This window comes from Streptomyces sp. NPDC018026 (genome assembly GCF_044327745.1).
GTDB lineage: Bacteria > Actinomycetota > Actinomycetes > Streptomycetales > Streptomycetaceae > Streptomyces > Streptomyces rubrogriseus.
The window spans coordinates 267024-284579 of record NZ_JBIRFY010000010.1 but is presented as its reverse complement, the minus strand read 5'-3'; the positions used below and the strand labels follow the sequence as shown (position 1 = coordinate 284579).

Here is a 17556-nt window from a genome sequence, read left to right as displayed (position 1 = left end):
GGGGGGGGCGGGGGGGGGGGTTGGGGGGGGGGGGGGGGGGGGTGGGGGGGGGGGGGGTGGGGGGGGGGGGGGGGGGGGGGGGGGGGGGTTGGGGGGGGGGGGGGGGGGGGGGGGGGGGGGGGGGGGGGGGGGTGGGGGTGGGGGGGGGGGCGCCCCCCCCCCCCCCGCTCGTCCGCCGCGAAAGCGGCCCGCCTACTTGATGCCGGACGTCTTGATCGACTCGACGATCTGCCGCTGGAAGACGAAGAAGAGGATCAGCATGGGCAGTGCGGCCACCGTCGCCGCCGCCAGGATGTAGTTCCAGTTCGAGGTGTACTGCGTCTGGAACGAGGCGATGCCCAGCTGGACCACCGTCAGGTCCTGGTCGCTGGTGGCGACCAGCGGCCAGACGAACGCGTTCCAGTTGGCGAGGAAGAAGAAGATCGCCAGCGCGGAGAGGATCGGCCGGGACATCGGCAGCACGATGTTCCAGTAGACCCGCCAGTGGCCGCAGCCGTCGATGACGGCCGCCTCCTCCAGTTCCTTCGGCAGGCCCAGGTAGAACTGGCGCAGCAGGAAGATGCCGAAGGCGTTGAAGATCGCCGGGATGATCAGACCCGCGTAGCTGTCCAGCAGGCCCAGCTCGCGGGCGACCATGAACAGCGGGATCAGCACCACGGGCGCGGTGACCAGCAGGGTCGCGAAGATCGCGCCGAAGAGCTTCTCGCGGCCCGGGAAGCGCAGCCGGGCCAGCGCGTAGGCGGCCATCGAGTGGAAGAACAGCGCGGCGACCGTGATCACCGCGGAGATGAAGAAGCTGTTCCACAGGTAGCGCGCGAACGGCACCTCCGTGAACACGTACACGAAGTTGTCGAAGGTGAAGTCCGTCGGGATCAGCTTGCCGTCGGTGACGGTCTCACGGGTCTTGAAGGACGACGTGAGCATCCACAGCACGGGCAGCACGCTGATCACCGACAGGACGACGGCGAGCGCGGTCAGCCCGGCCCGGGAGGAGAGCGGCCGACGCCGGCCCGCCGTGGCTCCGGACCCGCCCGGCCCGGCGGCCCCGCCGGTCCGGCCGGCCCCGGTCGTCAGGGTGTCACTCGCCATCGTCGAACCTCCCGCCCCTCGTGAACTTGAAGATCACCGCGGACACGGCGACCATGATCAGCACCAGGAACGAGCCCATGGCCGACGCGTAGCCGTACTCACCGAACCCGAAGGCCTGCTGGTAGATGTAGAAGATCGCCAGCGAGGTGCCGTTGGCGGGTCCGCCGTTGGTCAGGACGAAGATCAGGTCGAGCCCGCCGGTGATGGCCGCGACCGTCGACATCATCAGGACGAAGAAGCTGGTCGGGCGCAGCAGCGGCCAGGTGACGGAGCGGAACTGCCGCCACGGACCGGCGCCGTCCAGCTTCGCGGCCTCGTAGTACTCCTTGGGGATCTCCTGGAGACCCGACAGGAAGATGATCATGTAGTAGCCCATCATCACCCACACCATGACCGCGATGACGCAGCCCAGGGCGAGCGAGGGACTGCCGAGCCAGGACTCGCCGTCCAGGCCGGCCGCCCGCATGGCCCGGTTGACCGCGCCGGTCTGCTCGTCCAGCAGGAACTTCCACAGCACGCCGACCACCACGAGGCTGATGACGTACGGCAGGAAGAGCGCCGTGCGGTACACGCCCATGCCGGGCAGCTTCTGCTTGACCAGCAGGCCGAGCCCGAGGCTCACGCCGAACAGCACGGGCACGAGGATCACCACGTACAGGCCGGTGATCTTCATGGAGTCCCAGAAGAGCGGGTCGTTCATCATCCGCTCGTAGTTGCCGAGCCCGATCCACTCGTAGCTGCCGAAGCCGCTGACCTGGAAGAAGCTCAGGGCGATGGACAGCACCATCGGGACGGCGACGAAGACCAGCAGCCCCAGGACGTCCGGGGCGAGGAAGAGCGCGGCGGCCAGCCACTCGCGGTGCCTGCGCCTGAGCCGTCGGCCCCCGGCCGAGGCCGGTGTCTCGGCCGGGGCCGTGGTGGCCCGGCGCTCCTTCGCGGCGACACTGCTCATATCAGGCTCGCCCCCTTGTAGCTCTTGGTGTACGCGTCGATGGACCGGGTGGCCCGCTCGATCTCGCTCGCCACGCCGCGGCCGGCGAGCATGGTGCCCTGGATGGCGTCGGAGATCGCCTTGTAGACCACCGGCGGGTAGCGCGGTTCGGCGCGGCCGCCGGGGAAGACCTCGTCCTTGAACCTGCGCATCGCCTCGGAGTCGTAGCCGCCCTTGGCGGCGCCGCGCTCCAGGGCACTGGCGCGGGGTGCCACGTCGGACTTGGCGCCCACGCACCAGTCGACCATCCGGTCGATGGAATCGTCCTTCATGGAGCCCAGCGCCCAGACGCAGAACTCCGCCGCCGCCTGCGGGTCGCGGCCCTGCGCGTTGGCGCAGAAGGACCAGCCGCCCAGCGCGGTGACGTAGTCGCCGCCCGGGGGAGAGGGCAGCTTGAAGACGCCGTACGGGTAGTCGGGGGCGAAGGCCTTGAAGCTGGAGACGTTCCAGATGCCCTGCTGCCACATGCCGACGTTGCCGCCCTTGAAGCCGCCGATCACGTCGCCCGCGGCGGGCACGGTGCGCGGGGCGATGCCGTGCCGCACGGCGTCCTGCCACAGCGCGAGCGCCTGGCGGCTCGCCCTGGAGTCGAAGGCGACCTCGCCGCGTTCGTCGAGGACGTCGCCGCCGCCCTGCCACATCCACGGGTACCAGGTGAAGTTCTGGTAGTAGCCCGGGTTGGTCTCGAAGACGAGGCCCGCCGTGGTGCGGCCGCGCAGCTTGTCGCCGATGTCGAGCATCTGGTCCCAGGTGGTGGGGATGTCGGCCTCGGACAGGCCGGCCTTCTCCCACAGACCCTGGGAGTAGAACATCGCCAGCGGCTCGACCTCCATGGGGAGGGCGTAGACCTTGCCGTCGACCTTCCGGCTGTCCAGGGCGGATCCGAAGTCCTCGACGGCGGCCTTGTCCATGTGCGGTGTGAGGTCCTCCAGGACGCCGCCGTTGTAGTACCGCAGGAAGTCGCCCGGGGACAGCAGGAAGATGTCCGGGCCCTCACCGGTGGCGAAGGCGGACGGCAGCTTGAATCCGTTGAGGTAGGTGGGCTGCGGCAGATAGACGAGGTCGATCTGCCGCTTGTGGGTGGTGTTCCACTTCCCGACCATGTCGGTGAACCACTTGGACTGCGCGTTGATCGCCGGGTCGGGCGAGCGCTGGGGTCCGTAGAAGTTCCAGAACTGGAGGTTGCCCCCCTTCGCCTGGGCCGAGCCGCAGCCGGTGAGCAGGGCCGGGGCCGCGACGGCCGCGCCGACGCCCGCCGTGGCGGTGAGGAAGCGGCGGCGTGAGGTGCCGGCCGGGGACGGGGCCGGGTGCCCGGCTTCGTTGCCGTGCTGGAGCATGCGTGCGCTCCTGTCGGAGTGGGACGGGACTGGGGAGAGGAAGTGCGGGGTCAGTCGACCTCGAGGGCGAGCAGGTCCGGAGTGGCCGGACGGGACGCGCAGGCGGGTGCGTCCAGGTAGAACAGCGAGGTGCTGGCGATGTCGTCGCTGGTGTGACGGTAGCGGTGCGGCAGGCCGTTGCCCTGGCCGGGGCCGATGCCGAGACTCTGCACGGTGACGCTCAGGTCCTCCGCGAAGCGGATGGGGTCCAGGACGTGCCAGCGGTACATCCCGAACCGCTGCTGGCTGCGGTACAGCCCGTCCGGGCGCAGGATCTGGTTCAGACCGAGGTACGGGGTGGTGTAGGCGGTGTAGCCCTGCCCCGGGACGTCGAAGTTCCAGGCGCCGCCGAAGTAGTCCTCGGTGCCGGTGCCGCAGATCGTCGGGTACTCCTCGTCGCCGTCGAGGTAGAACTTCAGCTCGCCCTCGCCCCACCAGCCGGGGCTGTTCACGCCCCACGCCAGGTACGTGCCCACGTAGCTGCCGGCGCCGGTGACGCCGTCGAGCAGCGTGTGCACCTCGCCGAACGGCACGGGGTGACTGCGGCGCCACTGGGCGTGGAAGTAGGAGGCGTCCTCGCCGACCTCGTCCAGCTCGTAGTCCACCTGGTAGTACAGCGTGACCTTCTCGGCGGTCAGGTTCTCCAGCGTGATGCGCGCCGCGCGGCGGAACGGCATCGGCCAGTACGCGTTGAAGCCCCCGTTGGGGTTGGCCGCCACCGGTACGGAGGAGACCTGGCTGAAGACGTTCCAGCCGTTGCAGAAGAAGTCGCCGAGCGGGACCTCGACGGCCGGGGTCTCCTCGCCCTCCCAGTACATCCGCAGCAGGGTGCCGCGCCAGGCGCCGTGCGGGTCGGTGGTGCACCACAGGTGACGGATGGTGCCGGGGCCCTCGATGTCCGCGAGCACCGCCGTCTCGCCGGCGGCGATGTCGATGCTGGGGGAGATCTTCCAGCCCGGTCCGAGGCGGCTCGCCGCCACGGCTCCGGTGCCCTCCGTGGCCCGGCCGCCGCCGGCCCTGGCGCCGGTGAAGTTCTCGGCGCTGATGGAGCGGCTCACGGCGCGCGTCCTGCGGGAGATGCCGTCGAGTCCAAAGGTCGTCATCGTGTCTTGCCCTCAAGGTGGAGTTGCGGAGTGCGCCGTGGGCCCGAGAGGGCGTGCTGGGCGCGGGGAGGACGCTACGCCGTCGTCGTGGCGACGCGGCGTTCCTGCATCCCTGAAATCCATTTCACCGAAACGTAGAGCGGCCTCCAAGGGGTGTCAAGAGCTGAGACGGACGCACGTCTCTCCGCTCCATGCACCCTGTCTGACCCGGCCTTCCATGGACAACTCGTGTCATACGCGCGCTCCCTTGACGCTGAAATCGATTTCTGCGAACGTGCTCGCCATGCCTCGCAACGCAGTCATCGGTGTGGACATCGGCACCTCGAGCAGCAAGGGCGTACTCGTCGGTCTCGACGGCACCCTGATCCGCTCGGCAGTACGGGAGCACACCCCCGCCAGGCCGGGCCCCGGCCGCTTCGAGATGGACGCCGCCGTCTGGTGGGACGAGTTCACCGGGATCGCCCGGGAACTGACCGCCCCCGGCGACGTCACCGTGACCGCCGTCGGTGTCAGCGGCATGGGACCGTGCGTCCTGCTGACCGACGAGCACGACACACCGCTGCGCCCCGCGATCCTCTACGGGGTGGACACCCGCTCGGTCCGCCAGATCGAGCGGATCGAGGCGCGGCTCGGCGCCGAGGAGATCATCCGCCGGGGCGGTTCCGCCCTCACCACCCAGGCGGCCGGGCCCAAGATCGCCTGGGTCGCCGACGAGGAGCCCGAGCGCTACGCCCGCGCCCGCCGCCTCTACATGCCCAGCTCCTGGCTGGTCCGCAGGCTCACCGGCGCCTACGTCCTGGACCACCACTCGGCCAGCCAGTGCACGCCGCTCTACGACACCCACGCCCGCCAGTGGCACGCCCCCTGGGCCGCCGAGGTCGCCCCCGGCATCGAACTGCCGCCGCTGCGCTGGTCCGGCGAGGCCGCGGGCACCCTCACCCCGGACGCCGCCCGGGAGACCGGCCTGCCCGCCGGCATTCCGGTCACCACCGGCACCATCGACGCCTGGGCCGAGGCCCTGAGTGTGGGCGCCCAGCACACCGGCGACCTGATGCTGATGTACGGCACCACCATGTTCCTCGTCCACACCGTCCCCGAGCCCCTCACCAGCCAGTCCCTGTGGGGTACGGTCGGCGCGCTGCCCGGCACCCGCAACCTGGCCGGCGGCATGGCCACCTCCGGGGCGGTCACCAACTGGCTGCGGGACCTGTTCGCCGACGGCGACCACACCGTCCTGACCCGACAGGCGGCCGAGTCCGGACCCGGTGCCAACGGCCTGCTGATGCTGCCGTACTTCTCGGGGGAACGCACCCCGGTGATGGACCCGGACGCGCGCGGCGTGATCGCCGGCCTGACGCTGTCCCACACCCGTGGCGACCTCTACCGCGCGGCCCTGGAGGCCACCGGCTTCGGCGTCCGGCACAACATCGAGGTGATCGAGGCGGCCGGGGGAGACATCCGCCGTGTGGTCGCCGTCGGCGGCGGCACACAAGGCGCGCTGTGGACACAGATCGTCTCCGACATCACCGGCCGCCCGCAGGAACTGCGCACCCTCACCATCGGCGCGAGCTACGGCGGCGCGCTGCTGGCCGCCGGGCTCGTCCAGGACGTCTTCGTCGACGACTGGAACCCGGTGCGCGCGACGGTGACGCCGCGCCCCGAACACACCCGGCGCTACGACGACCTCTACGCCCTCTACCGGCGCCTGTACCCGGACACCTCGGACGTCGTCCACACCCTGGCGACGTTCCAGGACCGCTGACCGACCGACGCGCTCGACCCCCGCCGGCCCCCACCGGCCGGACGCACAACCTACGGAGACCGCATGACCGCGTACACCCTGCCCGTACTCCACGAGCCGCCGGCCGCCGAGCCGGCCACCGTATACACCGTGACCAGCGGCGATCTCCGCCCGGCCGCCAACACCACCTGCTGGCCCACCCAGGAGAAGCTGGAGCAGGACCTCGCGGCCGCCGTCACCGCCCTCGGCCGTCAGGTGCGCCGCGGCCACCCGGTCGACGAGGCCAAGGGCCACGGATTCATCGACAGCCAGCGGGCCGGCATCGAGGTCTTCAAGAACCTGCCCAAGGACGCCCCGCTGATCGTCGTCGAGGCCGTCTGGCAGTACAGCCACCATGTTCTGGCCGGGTTGCGCGGCCACCGCGGCCCGATCCTGGTCGTGGCCAACTGGAGCGGCGAGTTCCCGGGCCTGGTCGGCCTGCTGGGCCTGGCCGGCAGCCTCACCAAGGCGGGCATCGACTACTCGGTGCTGTGGAGCCCCGACTTCACCGACGACTGGGCGCGCGAGGGTCTGCGCACCTGGCTGGAGACCGGCACCCTGACCCACGACACCGGCCACGTCCGGCCGCTGCCCGAACTGCCGAAGGACGCCGAGACCGAACTCGGCACGGCCCTCGCCCGGCAGCTGCGCGAGGAGAAGGCGATCATCGGCGTCTTCGACGAGGGCTGCATGGGCATGTACAACGCCATCATCGACGACGAGTTCCTCAACCCCCTCGGCATCTACAAGGAACGCCTCTCGCAGAGCGCCCTGGTCGCGGAGATGAACAAGGTCTCCGATGTGGAGGCCCAGGCAGTGCGCACCTGGCTCGACGACGCCGGCATGACCTTCCACACCGGCACCGACGAGGCCACCGAACTCACCGACGCCCAGCTGCTCAGCCAGTTCAAGATGTACATCGCCGCGCTGCGCATCTCCGACGACTTCGGACTCGACGCGGTCGGCATCCAGTACCAGCAGGGCCTCAAGGACACCGTCCCGGCCAGCGACCTCGCCGAGGGCCTGCTCAACAACGTCCAGCGCCCGCCGGTGCACAGCCGCGACGGTGCCCGCGAGCTGTACGCCGGCGCGCCGCTGCCGCACTTCAACGAGGTCGACGAGGGCGTCGCCGTCGACTCCCTGGTCACCAACCGCATCTGGACGGCGATGGGCCTCGACCCGGCCACCACGCTGCACGACATCCGCTGGGGCGAGGAGTACGACGGCCGGTTCGTCTGGGTCTTCGAGATCTCCGGCTCCGTCCCCGCCTCCCACCACGGCGGCTACGACAAGTCGTACAGCATGCGGCAGCCGCCGATGTTCTTCCCGCTCGGCGGCGGCACCCTCAGCGGGGTCTCCAAGCCCGGCGAGATCGTCTGGTCGCGCGTCTTCCTGATGGACGGCCGCCTCCACGTCGACCTCGGCCGCGCGAGCGCCGTCGAGCTGCCCGAGGAGGAGACGCGGCGCCGACTGGACGCCACCAACCCGCAGTGGCCGATCATGCACGCGGTCCTGCACGGTGTCACCCGCGACCAGTTCATGGCCCGCCACCGCGCCAACCACCTCAACGTCGCCTACGCCCCCGACGCGGCCACCGCCGACCGGGCGCTGCGTGCCAAGGCCGCCCTCTTCGCCGAGCTGGGCGTCGAGGTGCACCTGTGCGGCGACGTGGCGCTGTAGTACTGCGCCGTCACCGGGCGGTTCGTAGCATGAGGCCATGAACGGCACAGTCCCGGAGACCATGCGGGCGGCGTACATCGACGCCGTCGGTCCGGCCGACGCCATCCGGTACGGAGAACTCGCCGTGCCGCCGGTGGGCCCCACGGACGTGCTCGTGCGGGTGGCCGCCGTGGCCGCCGACCCCGTGGACACCTTCGTACGCTCCGGTGCGTACGCCACACCGCTGCCGCTGCCCTTCGTCGTCGGCCGTGACCTGGTGGGCGAGGTCGCGGTGGCCGGGCCCGGCGCCGCGGACCTCACCGTCGGGCAGCGGGTGTGGTGCAACAGCCTCGGGCACGCGGGCCGGCAGGGATCCTTCGCCCAGTACGCGACGGTCGCCGCCGAACGCCTCTACCCGGCGCCGTCCGGCATCGACGCGGAGCACCTCGTGGCGGCCGCCCACCCGGCGGCCTCCGCCTGGCTCGCGCTGTTCCGGCACGGCCGGCTGCGGGCGGGGGAGACCGTGTACGTCGGGGGCGGCGCGGGGAACGTGGGCGGCGCCGCCGTCGCCCTGGCCTCCCGGGCCGGGGCCCGCGTGGTCGCCACGGCGCGTGCACAGGACGCGGGGGCGGTCCGTGAGCTGGGCGCCGCCGAGGTCCTCGACCACCACGCGCCCGACCTCGACGCCCGGGTGCGCGCGGCCGCCCCCGACGGCTACGACGTGCACCTGGACACCTCCGGGCACGGGGTGCTCGCCGACGCCGTGGACTCGCTGGCGCGGGGCGGGCGGCTGGTCGCGATGGTGGGACTGGGCACCGGGCCGGCCGCACTGTCCGTGGGCGGGCTCTACACGAAGGACGCGAGCATCGTCGGGTTCGCCATCAGCAACGCCACGACCGCCGACCTCGCCGAGGCGGCGCGGGGCGTGGTGGGCGTCCTCGCGGACACCCCGTGGCGCCCGCGCATCGCCGACCGGCTGCCGCTGTCGATGACGGCCGAGGCCCACCGCAGGCTGGAGGCCGGCCAGGTGCGGGGGCGTCTGGTCCTCAGGCCCTCTTGATCGTCTTTCCGGCCGGCCGGATGCGGTCCATGATGGGCATGTCGAGGAAAACTCAGAAATTCGAACCCGGAAGCCGAAACCCGAAACCCGTGACAAGAGCGTGGGGGTCCAGGAATGCGCCGTGAAGACCTGCCGGCACCGGAGTCGGGACTGCTGCTCACCCACTTCCTCACCGTGGCCGACGTGCCGCGCTCGCGTGCCTTCTACTCCGAGGTGCTCGGCGGCGAGGTCGTGCTCGCGGAGAACCCGTGCATCGTCAAGCTCGCCAACAGCTGGCTCATCATGAACCCGGGCGGGGGCCCGACGCCGGACAAGCCCGACGTCACCCTGCGCCCGCCGGACGACCCCGGGACGGCCACCAGCTTCCTCAACATCCGGGTGGCCGACATCGAGCGCTGCCACCGTGAGTGGAGCGCGCTCGGCGCCGAGTTCCTCACCCCGCCGATCGACCGGAAGGCCGAGCTGCGGTGCTACCTGCGCGACCCCGACGGGTACCTGATCGAGGTCGGCCAGGCCACCGGGCTGCTGGAGGGCATCCTCGCCGATCCGCCCGCCGGCCGGGGCTGACCCCGCCGGGGGTCCGGCCCTCCAGCGGGTCCGGCAGGGCTTCTCAGGGCTGCGGACGGACGGTCAGCATCTGCTGGGCGTGACCCACGGGGCCGTCCAGATCGTGCAGCACGGTGCTGGTGATGCCCTGACCGGTGGGCCCGAAGACGACGGTGGTGTCCAGTCCGGTCCAGCGCCCGCGCGGCGTGCGGTGCAGGTGCAGGGTCAGATCGACGTTCGGGAACATCCATTCCCGCGGCGACTGCCGCACCGCGATGCCGTTGGCCGTGTCGACCAGCGTGACGTAGGAGGCCAGCGGGCTCGCGCTCTCCCCGGCGACCAGGTCGAGGCCGGTGGAGACCCAGGCGGTGGTGCGACCCGGCCGGGGCGGGGCGAGCGGGCGTACGTCCAGGGAGGCGATGTATCCGCCGGGCCACTCGGTGTCCATCGGCCAGCGGGCCAGCGTGTCCGGTGGGGCGAGCCGGTCGGCACCGCCACCGGCGACGGCGCTCGTGTCCCCGTCGGCCAGCAGCCACGCCCTGGCCCGTGCCACCGACCGGTCCGCTATCAGCACGGTCGCCTCGACCAGCTCGATGGTGCGTCCCGGCCGGACGGTCTCCACCCGTATCTCGCACTCGTCGAGCGCCGGGCGGCCCAGGATGTCGAAGCTGATCCGGCTCAGTGACATGGCCGCACCGGCACGACCCGCCAGATGGCGGTCCACGGCGTGGACGATCAGACCCCCGAGCGGACTGAAGTGCTGCTCGTCCGGGCTCCACGCGCCGCCCGCGTGCGGGGTGGGCTTGTAGCGGTGCTCGTCGATCCGCTCGTAGTAGCTGTCCGGGGTCGCTGTGCTGGTGTTCAACGGGCTGCTCCTGAAACGACGGCGGGGCCGCGACCAGGATAGTTCGGCGGTGAATCACCGCCCCGACCGAGTGGGACGCCCGCGGCTGGGAACCCGGGTGACCCGGATGCCGATGTGAGGGCCGGGGAAGAAGTGAGGCGCCATGGACGGTGACGAGCAGGACCGGACCCGGGACGACTTCCACGAACTGGTGAACATGACACCGGCCGGACTGGACCGGTGGCTCGACACCGACGAGTCGGGCGACGCCGGGCACCACCAGGACGGCGGAGAATCCGTCGGACACGCGTCCGGACGCCGGATCGTCGAGATCCTGCACAAGAACAAGGCCGAACTCTCCGACGACGACTACGAGCACATGCGCAAGGTCGTCGGCTACGTCCGCCGCCACCTGGCCCAGCGCCCGTCGGGCGACGTCGAGGACACCCGGTGGCGGTACTCGCTCATGAACTGGGGCCACGACCCCCTGGCCCACCGTGGATGATTGGAGACGACCGAGTGCGGACCCGGAACCACCCGGACCACACGTCCCGCCCGGACGGCCACAGAACCTGACGGCCACTGAAACTGACGGCCGCCGCCCGGGTCCGCCCGCCCGGGCCTCAGTCGCGCCCGCGGGCCCGCTTGAAGCGGTCCAAGCCCTCGGAGAGGCCGACGATCGGGTCGGGGTAGGCGTCGTACGCGGAACGCTCCGCCTCCGGCAGCCGCCAGGGCTCGTGCACGGAGCGGCCCGCCAGTCCGGCCAGCTCGGGCACCCAGCGCCGGACGTACGCCCCGTCGGGGTCGAACCGCCGTGCCTGCGCGGTCGGGTTGAGGACCCGGTGCGGCCGGGTGTCGGTACCGGTGCCCGCGGCCCACTGCCAGTTCAGCTGGTTGTTGGCCACGTCGCCGTCCGCGAGCAGCTCCAGGAAGTGCCGGGCGCCGACCCGCCAGTCCAGGTACAGCGTCTTGGTGAGGAAACTGGCGACCAGCAGGCGGCCCCGGTTGTGCATCCACCCCTCGTGCCGCAGCTGGCGCATCGCGGCGTCCACCACCGGGTAGCCCGTGCGCCCGTCCCGCCACGCGGCGGCGTCCGCCTCGGCGGCCGCGCCGGTGCGCCAGCGGTCGTGCCGGGTGCGGTAGTCGGCGGCCGAGGTGTGCGGGCGGGCGGCCAGCACCTGGTGGTGGAAGTCCCGCCAGGCCAGCTGCCGTACGAAAGCCTCGGCTCCGGGGCCGCCCGCCCGCCGGGCCCGGTGGACCAGCTCGACCGGGGAGAGGGCGCCGAGGTGCAGGTCGGGGGAGAGCCGGGAGGTGGCGTCGCCGGCCAGGTCGTCGTGGTGGTCCGGGTAGCCGGCGAGGCCGCCGCGCAGCCACGCCGTCAGACGCTTCCTGGCGTCCCGCTCCCCACCGGTCGCCAGCCCGGGGGACAGCCCCGTCAGGTCCCCGCGGGCGGGCAGCGGCTCCGAGCCGACGCCGTCCGGGACCCGGACCCTGCGCGGGGCGGCCAGCGGGTCGCGGAGGGCTCGCTCGCTCCAGCGCCGGAAGTACGGCGTGAAGACCGCGAAGTGGTCGGAGGAGGCCGGGGTGACGGACCCCGGGGCCAGCACGGTGGTCACGGCGTCGTGCACGTGCAGCCGGCCGCCCAGGGCCGCGAGGGCGGACCGCAGGAGTTCCTCGCGCCGCTGCGCATACGCGCTGACGTCGGCCGCCAGGTGCACCTCGTCGGCCTCCGCCTCCCCGGCCACCGCGCACACCTCCTCGACCAGGTCGCCGGAGCGGACGACCAGCCGACCGCCCCGGTCCCGCAGCCCCGAGTCCAGGTCCCGCAGACAGTCGGCGAGGAGGGCGAGCCGGTTGGGTGCGGCGAATCCGGCGGCGGCCACGGCCCGGTCGCGGACGAACAACGGCACCACGGCTTCGGAGCGGTCCAGAGCCGCACGCAGCGGCGGATGGTCGTGCAGCCGCAGATCGCGGGTGAACAGGACGACCGACGTGGCCATGGCGCTCCTCGCAGGGGGTGTCGGGCGGGCGACGGTACCGGACCGGCGGCCCCCCGGCGCGGGGACGCGCTGACCGCCGCCGCGCCCGGTCGGTGCGCCCGCCCAGCCCCGCCCCGCCCGGGTCGGGCTCAGGAGCCGGTGCCGTCGGGGGCCGGGCCCGGTGGTCCGGCGGCGCGGGTGGCGGCGCGGGCGATGTTGCGGGCCATGCCGCCGAAGACCACGGCGTGGAAGGGCCACACGCTCCACCAGTAGGCCTGGCCCGCCAGCCCGTGCGGATGGAACAGCGCCCGCTGGCGGTACCGCGTTCGCCCGGCGTCGTCGGTCTCGGCGTACATCTCCAGCCAGGCGAGCCCCGGCAGCCGCATCTCGGCGCGCAGTCGCAGCAGCCGCCCGGGGACGATCTCCTCCACCCGCCAGAAGTCCAGCGAGTCGCCGACCCGCAGCCGCGCGGCGTCCCGGCGTCCCCGGCGCAGGCCCACCCCGCCCACCAGGCGGTCGAGCCAGCCCCGTACCGCCCAGGCGAGCGGGAAGGAGTACCAGCCGTGGTCGCCGCCGATGCCCTCGACGACCCGCCACAGCGCGTCCGGCGGCGCGTCGACGGTCAGCGCGCGGTCGTCGGTGTAGAGGCTGCCGCCGGCCCAGTCGGGGTCGGTGGGCAGCGGGTCGCTGGGCGCCCCGGGCACGGACGCGGACGACCAGCGGGTGGTGACCCGGGCCTCGCGCACCCGCTGCAGGGCCAGCCGCAGCGCGTCGTCGAAGCCGAGGGGGTAGCCCGGCGGCGGCGGCACGTACCGGACGATGTCGTTCTCGCGGCACACCACCTCGTGCCGCAGCGACTCGGTGAGCGGCCGCGCGATGGCCGCCGGGACCGGCGTGACCAGCCCGACCCAGTGGCTGGACAGCCCGGGGGACAGCATCGGCACCGGCAGGATCAGCCGTCTGGGCAGCTCGGCCACCCGGGCGTAGCGCTCCATCATCTGCCGGTAGGTCAGGATGTCCGGGCCGCCGACGTCGAAGGTGCGGGAGACCTCCTGAGGCATGGTCGCACTGCCCACCAGCGCGCGCAGCACGTCCCGCACGGCGACCGGCTGGATGCGGGTGTGGACCCAGTTGGGCGTGACCATCACCGGCAGCCGTTCGGTGAGGTAGCGCAGCATCTCGAAGGACGCCGACCCGGAGCCGATGACGACCGCCGCGCGCAGCACGGTCGTGGGCACGCCGGAGGCCAGCAGGATCCGGCCCACCTCGGCGCGGGAACGCAGGTGCGGCGACAGTTCGCCCTCCGGCACCCCGGCCGGGGTCAGGCCGCCCAGGTAGACGATGCGCCGCACGCCCGCCGCCTCGGCCCGCTCGGCGAAGGTGCGCGCCGCCCGCCGGTCGGTGGCCTCGAAGTCCTCGCCGGTGCCGAGCGCGTGCACCAGGTAGTAGGCGACGTCGACGCCCTCCATCGCCCGCGCCACCGAGTCGGCGTCGGTCACGTCGCCGTGCACCACCTCCACCCGTCCCGCCCACGGATGGTCGCGCAGCTTGTGCGGGGAGCGGGCCAGGCACCGCACCCGGTGTCCGGCGTCGAGCAGTTCGGGCACGAGACGCCCCCCGACGTATCCCGTCGCGCCGGTGACCAGGCAGCGCAGGCCCGCCCCGGCACCCCCGCCGCTCGTACTGCCGGATCCTTCGGCTGCCTGGCTCATGCGGCTCCGTCGCTCGCGGGACAGTTGTCACCGTGACCCCTTCCCCCGAACGGGACGGGTTTGACGCGTCCGGGCCCAGGTCGACCCTTCTATACGCTGATCACGTGGCGACAGCGAACCAGCGCGGACAGCACGCGCACGAGCGGGGGGCCGGACCCGGTCCCGAGGCGAGCGACCTGCACGTCCTCGCCGTCCAGCTGCGGCGGATGAACGGCGAGATCAACCGCGTCGTGCACGGTTTCGCCGGTGCCCACACGCTGCACGCCACCGACATCCAGGCCCTCGCGGCGATCCTGGATGCGCCCGAACCCATGACGCCGGGACGGCTGCGCCGGCACCTGGGGCTGACGTCCGGCGCGGTGACGGCGTGCGTGGACCGGCTGGAGCGCGCCGGACACGTGCGCCGGGTCCGGGAGAGCGCCGACCGCCGGGTCGTCCACCTGCACTACGTGCCCGAGGCCCGTGAGGCGGCCCGGCGGTACTTCCGTCCGCTGGCCGACGCCGCGGTGGCCGCCCGCGCACACTTCGACGACGGCGAACTGGCCGTCGTGGCCCGCTTCCTGGCGGCGTTGAACGAGGAGCTGGGCCACGTGGCGTCGGACGACCGCTGAGTCGGCCGCCGCCCCGACGGGCGGCGGCGGGCAGCGCCGCCCGGCGTTCCGCTGCCACCCCATAGTAACTCGATGATTGAGATTGTTTATGATCGAGCTGCATTTGGTGCCAGCGCCCCCCGAGATTTGGAGACCCGACACCGATGTCCACCCCCTCCCACCCGCCCCGAAGTGCCCGGCGCGCCCGATGGCTCGTCCCGGTGCTCCTCCTCCTGGTCTGGCTCGTCGTCGGCGGCGCGCTCGGCCCCTACGCCGGCAAGCTCGGCGAGGTCGCCACCAACGACCAGGCCTCCTTCCTGCCCCGAAGCGCGGAGTCCACGCGGGTCGTCGAAGCGCAGCAGGCCTTCCAGCAGGACGAGACGCTCCCCGTGATCGTCGTCTGGACCGCCGACGGCGACGGCGACGCCGCGGTCACCGCGCACCAGCAGGCCGCCACCCGCTCGGTCGCGGGCCTCGAAGGCGACCCGGGGATCGTCGGATCCGCGAGCCCCGCGCTGCCCGCGGACGACGGCCGGGCCCTCCAGGCCGTCGTCCAGGTCGAGCCGGACCTCGGCGAACGGCTCCCGGACGTGCTGGCGGACATCGGCGACGCCGCCGGGCAGGTCCCCGGCACCCGGGCGCAGCTCGCCGGGCCCGCGGCCTCCCAGGCCGACCTCTCCGACGCCTTCGCGGGCATCGACGGACTGCTGCTCGCCGTCGCGCTGGTCACGGTCCTGGTGATCCTGCTGCTCGTCTACCGCAGCGTGCTGCTGCCCCTGGTCATCATCCTGAGCGCGGTCTTCGCGCTGGCCCTGTCGTGCGCCATCGTCTACGCCCTGGCCGACCGCGACGTCCTGCGCGTCGACGGACAGGTCCAGGGCATCCTCTCCATCCTGGTCATCGGCGCCGCCACCGACTACGCGCTGCTGCTCACCGCCCGCTTCCGCGAGGAGCTCGCCCGCCACCCGGACCGCTTCGCCGCCGTTCGCGCCGCGCTGCGCGACTCCTGGGGCGCCGTCGTCGCCAGTGCGGCCACCGTCGCGCTCGGCCTGCTGGCGCTGCTGCTCAGCGACCTGACCAACAACCGCGCGCTCGGGCCCGTCGGCGCCATCGGCATCGTCTGCTCGGTGCTGAGCACGCTCACCTTCCTGCCCGCCGTCCTGGTGCTGCTCGGCAAGGTCGCCTACTGGCCGGCCAAGCCGGTGCGGACCGGCGACCCGGAGGCCGGACACCGGCTGTGGCACCGTGTCGCCGCGCTCGTCGACCGCGCACCGCGCCGCATCTGGGCCCTGTCGCTGGCCGCGCTGCTCGCCTGCGCCGCCTTCGCGCCGACCCTCAGCTCCAAGGGCGTCCCGCTCGACGAGATCTTCGTGAACGACGCGCCCTCGGTCGCCGCCCAGCAGACCCTCGCCGAGCACTTCCCCGGAGGTTCCGGCAACCCCGCCGTAGTCATCGCCGAGGCCGATCGCCTCGACCCGGTCCTCCGGGCCGCCCGCGACACCGACGGCGTCGCCTCGGCCGCCCCGGTGACCGATTCGGGCCGACCCGGCGCCGGTACGCCCCTGGTGGTCGACGGACGCGTACGCATCGACGCGACGCTCCAGGCGCCCGCCGACAGCGACGCGGCCAAGAGCACGGTGGTCCGGCTGCGGGCCGCCGTCCACCAGGTCTCCGGGGCGGACGCCCTCGTCGGCGGCTACACCGCCCAGCAGTACGACACCCAGGAGACCGCGGGCGAGGACCGCACACTCATCGTGCCGGTGGTCCTCGCCATCATCCTGGTCATCCTGATCCTGCTGCTGCGCTCCCTGCTGATGCCCCTCCTGCTGGTGGCGACGGTGGCGCTGAACTTCCTGGCCACCCTGGGCGTCTCGGCGCTCGTCTTCACCCATGTGTTCGGCTTCAGCGGCACCGACGCCTCCGTCCCGCTGTACGGCTTCGTCTTCCTGGTCGCCCTCGGCGTGGACTACAACATCTTCCTCATGTCCCGGGTCCGGGAGGAAGCGCTGCGCCACGGTGTGCGCGAGGGCATCCTGCGCGGGCTGACCGCCACCGGCGGCGTGATCACCTCGGCCGGCGTCGTCCTCGCCGCCACCTTCGCCGCGCTCGGGGTGATTCCGCTCGCCTTCCTGCTGCAGATCGCCTTCATCGTGGCCTTCGGGGTCCTGCTGGACACGCTGGTGGTGCGCTCCCTGCTGGTCCCGGCGCTCGCCCGCGACATCGACGCCGTCGCCTGGTGGCCCGGGCGGCTCGGACACCGGACCCGGGCGGGACGGGACTGAGCCGCCCCGCCCCGGCCGTCACGCCTCTGGACGCCGCTCCGACGGGCGCACGGTGCCGAGGAAGCGCCGTACGTCGATCTCGATGACGACCCGCTCCGGGTTCGCCCGGGGCTGCCGGTAGCGGGCCGCGTAGCGGGTCTCCGCGTCGCGGACCGCTCCGGCGTCGTCGCGCACGGAGGCCACGCCCTCCAGCGTGGACCAGCGCCGGCCGTCCACCTGGCCCACGGCGACGACCGCCCCGGCGGCCCGCCGCACGTTGCGCGCCTTCGCGGTGTCCCGGCTCGTGATCACCCGCGCCGTGCGGGTGGCATGGTCGTACGTCACCCCGACCGGGACCAGGTGCGGCGTGCCGTCGGCCCGCCGCGTCGACAGGAAGCACACCCGGCGCTCCTGCCAGAACCGGACGAACTCGCCGTCCGCGTCGTGCTGTTCCCCGGTGTCCATCCACTCTCCTCGGCCGTGCCACGTGTGTCCCGTGCGCACCAGCATCGCCCGGCGGTCCGTCCGGCCGCTCGGCGGGGTGCGTGGGCGGGGCCGGATCACCC

Annotated in this window: 15 protein-coding genes; 7 read left to right on the top strand and 8 right to left on the bottom strand. The window is 72.8% G+C overall.

Annotated features, from left to right (window positions below; translation table 11 throughout):
• Positions 1-192 precede the first annotated feature (192 nt).
• From ACH4D3_RS28885 to ACH4D3_RS28870, 4 genes are read right to left on the bottom strand one after another with little or no spacing between them, the layout of a single operon-like run.
• Entirely contained in the window at positions 193-1089 is an 897-nt protein-coding gene (locus ACH4D3_RS28885; protein WP_398327824.1) for a carbohydrate ABC transporter permease, read from the bottom strand.
• On the bottom strand, positions 1079-2041 hold the full coding sequence (locus tag ACH4D3_RS28880) for a carbohydrate ABC transporter permease (RefSeq protein WP_398327821.1): 963 nt from the start codon (positions 2039-2041) through the stop codon (positions 1079-1081). The genes ACH4D3_RS28885 and ACH4D3_RS28880 overlap by 11 nt, the downstream gene beginning before the upstream one ends.
• A complete protein-coding gene (locus ACH4D3_RS28875) occupies positions 2038-3417 on the bottom strand; it encodes an ABC transporter substrate-binding protein (protein WP_398327818.1) in 1380 nt (459 codons plus the stop codon). The genes ACH4D3_RS28880 and ACH4D3_RS28875 overlap by 4 nt, the downstream gene beginning before the upstream one ends.
• A gap of 50 nt (positions 3418-3467) precedes the next feature.
• The gene (locus tag ACH4D3_RS28870) at positions 3468-4559 is read right to left on the bottom strand and encodes a glycoside hydrolase family 172 protein (RefSeq protein WP_398327816.1); all 1092 of its coding nucleotides are present in this window, start codon (positions 4557-4559) and stop codon (positions 3468-3470) included.
• 283 nt (positions 4560-4842) lie between these two features.
• On the opposite strand from ACH4D3_RS28870, the gene ACH4D3_RS28865 reads away from it, so the two are divergent.
• From ACH4D3_RS28865 to ACH4D3_RS28850, 4 genes are all read left to right on the top strand, one after another.
• Entirely contained in the window at positions 4843-6321 is a 1479-nt protein-coding gene (locus tag ACH4D3_RS28865; protein WP_398327813.1) for an FGGY-family carbohydrate kinase, read from the top strand.
• A gap of 63 nt (positions 6322-6384) precedes the next feature.
• Positions 6385-8019 carry a fucose isomerase gene (locus ACH4D3_RS28860; RefSeq protein ID WP_398327810.1) on the top strand — a complete coding sequence of 545 codons (1635 nt, stop codon included), beginning with the start codon at positions 6385-6387 and terminating at the stop codon, positions 8017-8019.
• 37 nt (positions 8020-8056) lie between these two features.
• On the top strand, positions 8057-9058 hold the full coding sequence (locus ACH4D3_RS28855; RefSeq protein WP_398327807.1) for an NADPH:quinone reductase: 1002 nt from the start codon (positions 8057-8059) through the stop codon (positions 9056-9058).
• Positions 9059-9172: 114 nt separating this feature from the next.
• Positions 9173-9625, top strand: coding sequence for a VOC family protein (locus ACH4D3_RS28850; protein WP_398327804.1), 453 nt, complete (start codon positions 9173-9175; stop codon positions 9623-9625).
• Positions 9626-9668: 43 nt separating this feature from the next.
• Here the strand turns inward: ACH4D3_RS28850 and ACH4D3_RS28845 are convergent, their stop codons facing one another.
• Positions 9669-10469, bottom strand: coding sequence for a thioesterase family protein (locus ACH4D3_RS28845; RefSeq protein WP_398327801.1), 801 nt, complete (start codon positions 10467-10469; stop codon positions 9669-9671).
• A 142-nt stretch (positions 10470-10611) separates the two neighbouring features.
• Between ACH4D3_RS28845 and ACH4D3_RS28840 the strand changes: the two genes are divergently transcribed.
• The gene (locus ACH4D3_RS28840) at positions 10612-10953 is read left to right on the top strand and encodes a DUF3140 domain-containing protein (RefSeq protein WP_398327798.1); all 342 of its coding nucleotides are present in this window, start codon (positions 10612-10614) and stop codon (positions 10951-10953) included.
• A 118-nt stretch (positions 10954-11071) separates the two neighbouring features.
• Here ACH4D3_RS28840 and ACH4D3_RS28835 read toward each other — a convergent pair whose 3' ends face one another.
• A complete protein-coding gene (locus ACH4D3_RS28835; RefSeq protein ID WP_398327795.1) occupies positions 11072-12448 on the bottom strand; it encodes a cryptochrome/photolyase family protein in 1377 nt (458 codons plus the stop codon).
• Between the two features lie 128 nt (positions 12449-12576).
• Positions 12577-14139 carry an SDR family oxidoreductase gene (locus ACH4D3_RS28830; protein WP_398327792.1) on the bottom strand — a complete coding sequence of 521 codons (1563 nt, stop codon included), beginning with the start codon at positions 14137-14139 and terminating at the stop codon, positions 12577-12579.
• A gap of 104 nt (positions 14140-14243) precedes the next feature.
• Between ACH4D3_RS28830 and ACH4D3_RS28825 the strand changes: the two genes are divergently transcribed.
• Both ACH4D3_RS28825 and ACH4D3_RS28820 read left to right on the top strand, forming a co-directional pair.
• Positions 14244-14750, top strand: a complete 507-nt coding sequence (locus ACH4D3_RS28825; RefSeq protein ID WP_398327789.1) for a MarR family winged helix-turn-helix transcriptional regulator — start codon at positions 14244-14246, stop codon at positions 14748-14750.
• A gap of 143 nt (positions 14751-14893) precedes the next feature.
• Positions 14894-17011: an MMPL family transporter gene (locus ACH4D3_RS28820; RefSeq protein ID WP_398327786.1), complete on the top strand. Its 2118-nt coding sequence runs from the start codon at positions 14894-14896 to the stop codon at positions 17009-17011.
• An 18-nt stretch (positions 17012-17029) separates the two neighbouring features.
• Here ACH4D3_RS28820 and ACH4D3_RS28815 read toward each other — a convergent pair whose 3' ends face one another.
• On the bottom strand, positions 17030-17455 hold the full coding sequence (locus ACH4D3_RS28815) for a PPOX class F420-dependent oxidoreductase (protein WP_398327784.1): 426 nt from the start codon (positions 17453-17455) through the stop codon (positions 17030-17032).
• Positions 17456-17556 lie beyond the last annotated feature (101 nt).

Bases quoted from the DNA above. Each gene is read 5' to 3' on its own strand.
- ACH4D3_RS28840 (WP_398327798.1), top strand. From the start codon at position 10,612: ATGGACGGTGACGAGCAGGACCGGACCCGGGACGACTTCCACGAACTG.
- ACH4D3_RS28850 (WP_398327804.1), top strand. From the start codon at position 9,173: ATGCGCCGTGAAGACCTGCCGGCACCGGAGTCGGGACTGCTGCTCACC.
- ACH4D3_RS28870 (WP_398327816.1), bottom strand. From the start codon at position 4,559: ATGACGACCTTTGGACTCGACGGCATCTCCCGCAGGACGCGCGCCGTG.
- ACH4D3_RS28855 (WP_398327807.1), top strand. From the start codon at position 8,057: ATGAACGGCACAGTCCCGGAGACCATGCGGGCGGCGTACATCGACGCC.
- ACH4D3_RS28865 (WP_398327813.1), top strand. From the start codon at position 4,843: ATGCCTCGCAACGCAGTCATCGGTGTGGACATCGGCACCTCGAGCAGC.
- ACH4D3_RS28835 (WP_398327795.1), bottom strand. From the start codon at position 12,448: ATGGCCACGTCGGTCGTCCTGTTCACCCGCGATCTGCGGCTGCACGAC.
- ACH4D3_RS28830 (WP_398327792.1), bottom strand. From the start codon at position 14,139: ATGAGCCAGGCAGCCGAAGGATCCGGCAGTACGAGCGGCGGGGGTGCC.
- ACH4D3_RS28815 (WP_398327784.1), bottom strand. From the start codon at position 17,455: ATGGACACCGGGGAACAGCACGACGCGGACGGCGAGTTCGTCCGGTTC.
- ACH4D3_RS28820 (WP_398327786.1), top strand. From the start codon at position 14,894: ATGTCCACCCCCTCCCACCCGCCCCGAAGTGCCCGGCGCGCCCGATGG.
- ACH4D3_RS28860 (WP_398327810.1), top strand. From the start codon at position 6,385: ATGACCGCGTACACCCTGCCCGTACTCCACGAGCCGCCGGCCGCCGAG.
- ACH4D3_RS28880 (WP_398327821.1), bottom strand. From the start codon at position 2,041: ATGAGCAGTGTCGCCGCGAAGGAGCGCCGGGCCACCACGGCCCCGGCC.
- ACH4D3_RS28885 (WP_398327824.1), bottom strand. From the start codon at position 1,089: ATGGCGAGTGACACCCTGACGACCGGGGCCGGCCGGACCGGCGGGGCC.
- ACH4D3_RS28875 (WP_398327818.1), bottom strand. From the start codon at position 3,417: ATGCTCCAGCACGGCAACGAAGCCGGGCACCCGGCCCCGTCCCCGGCC.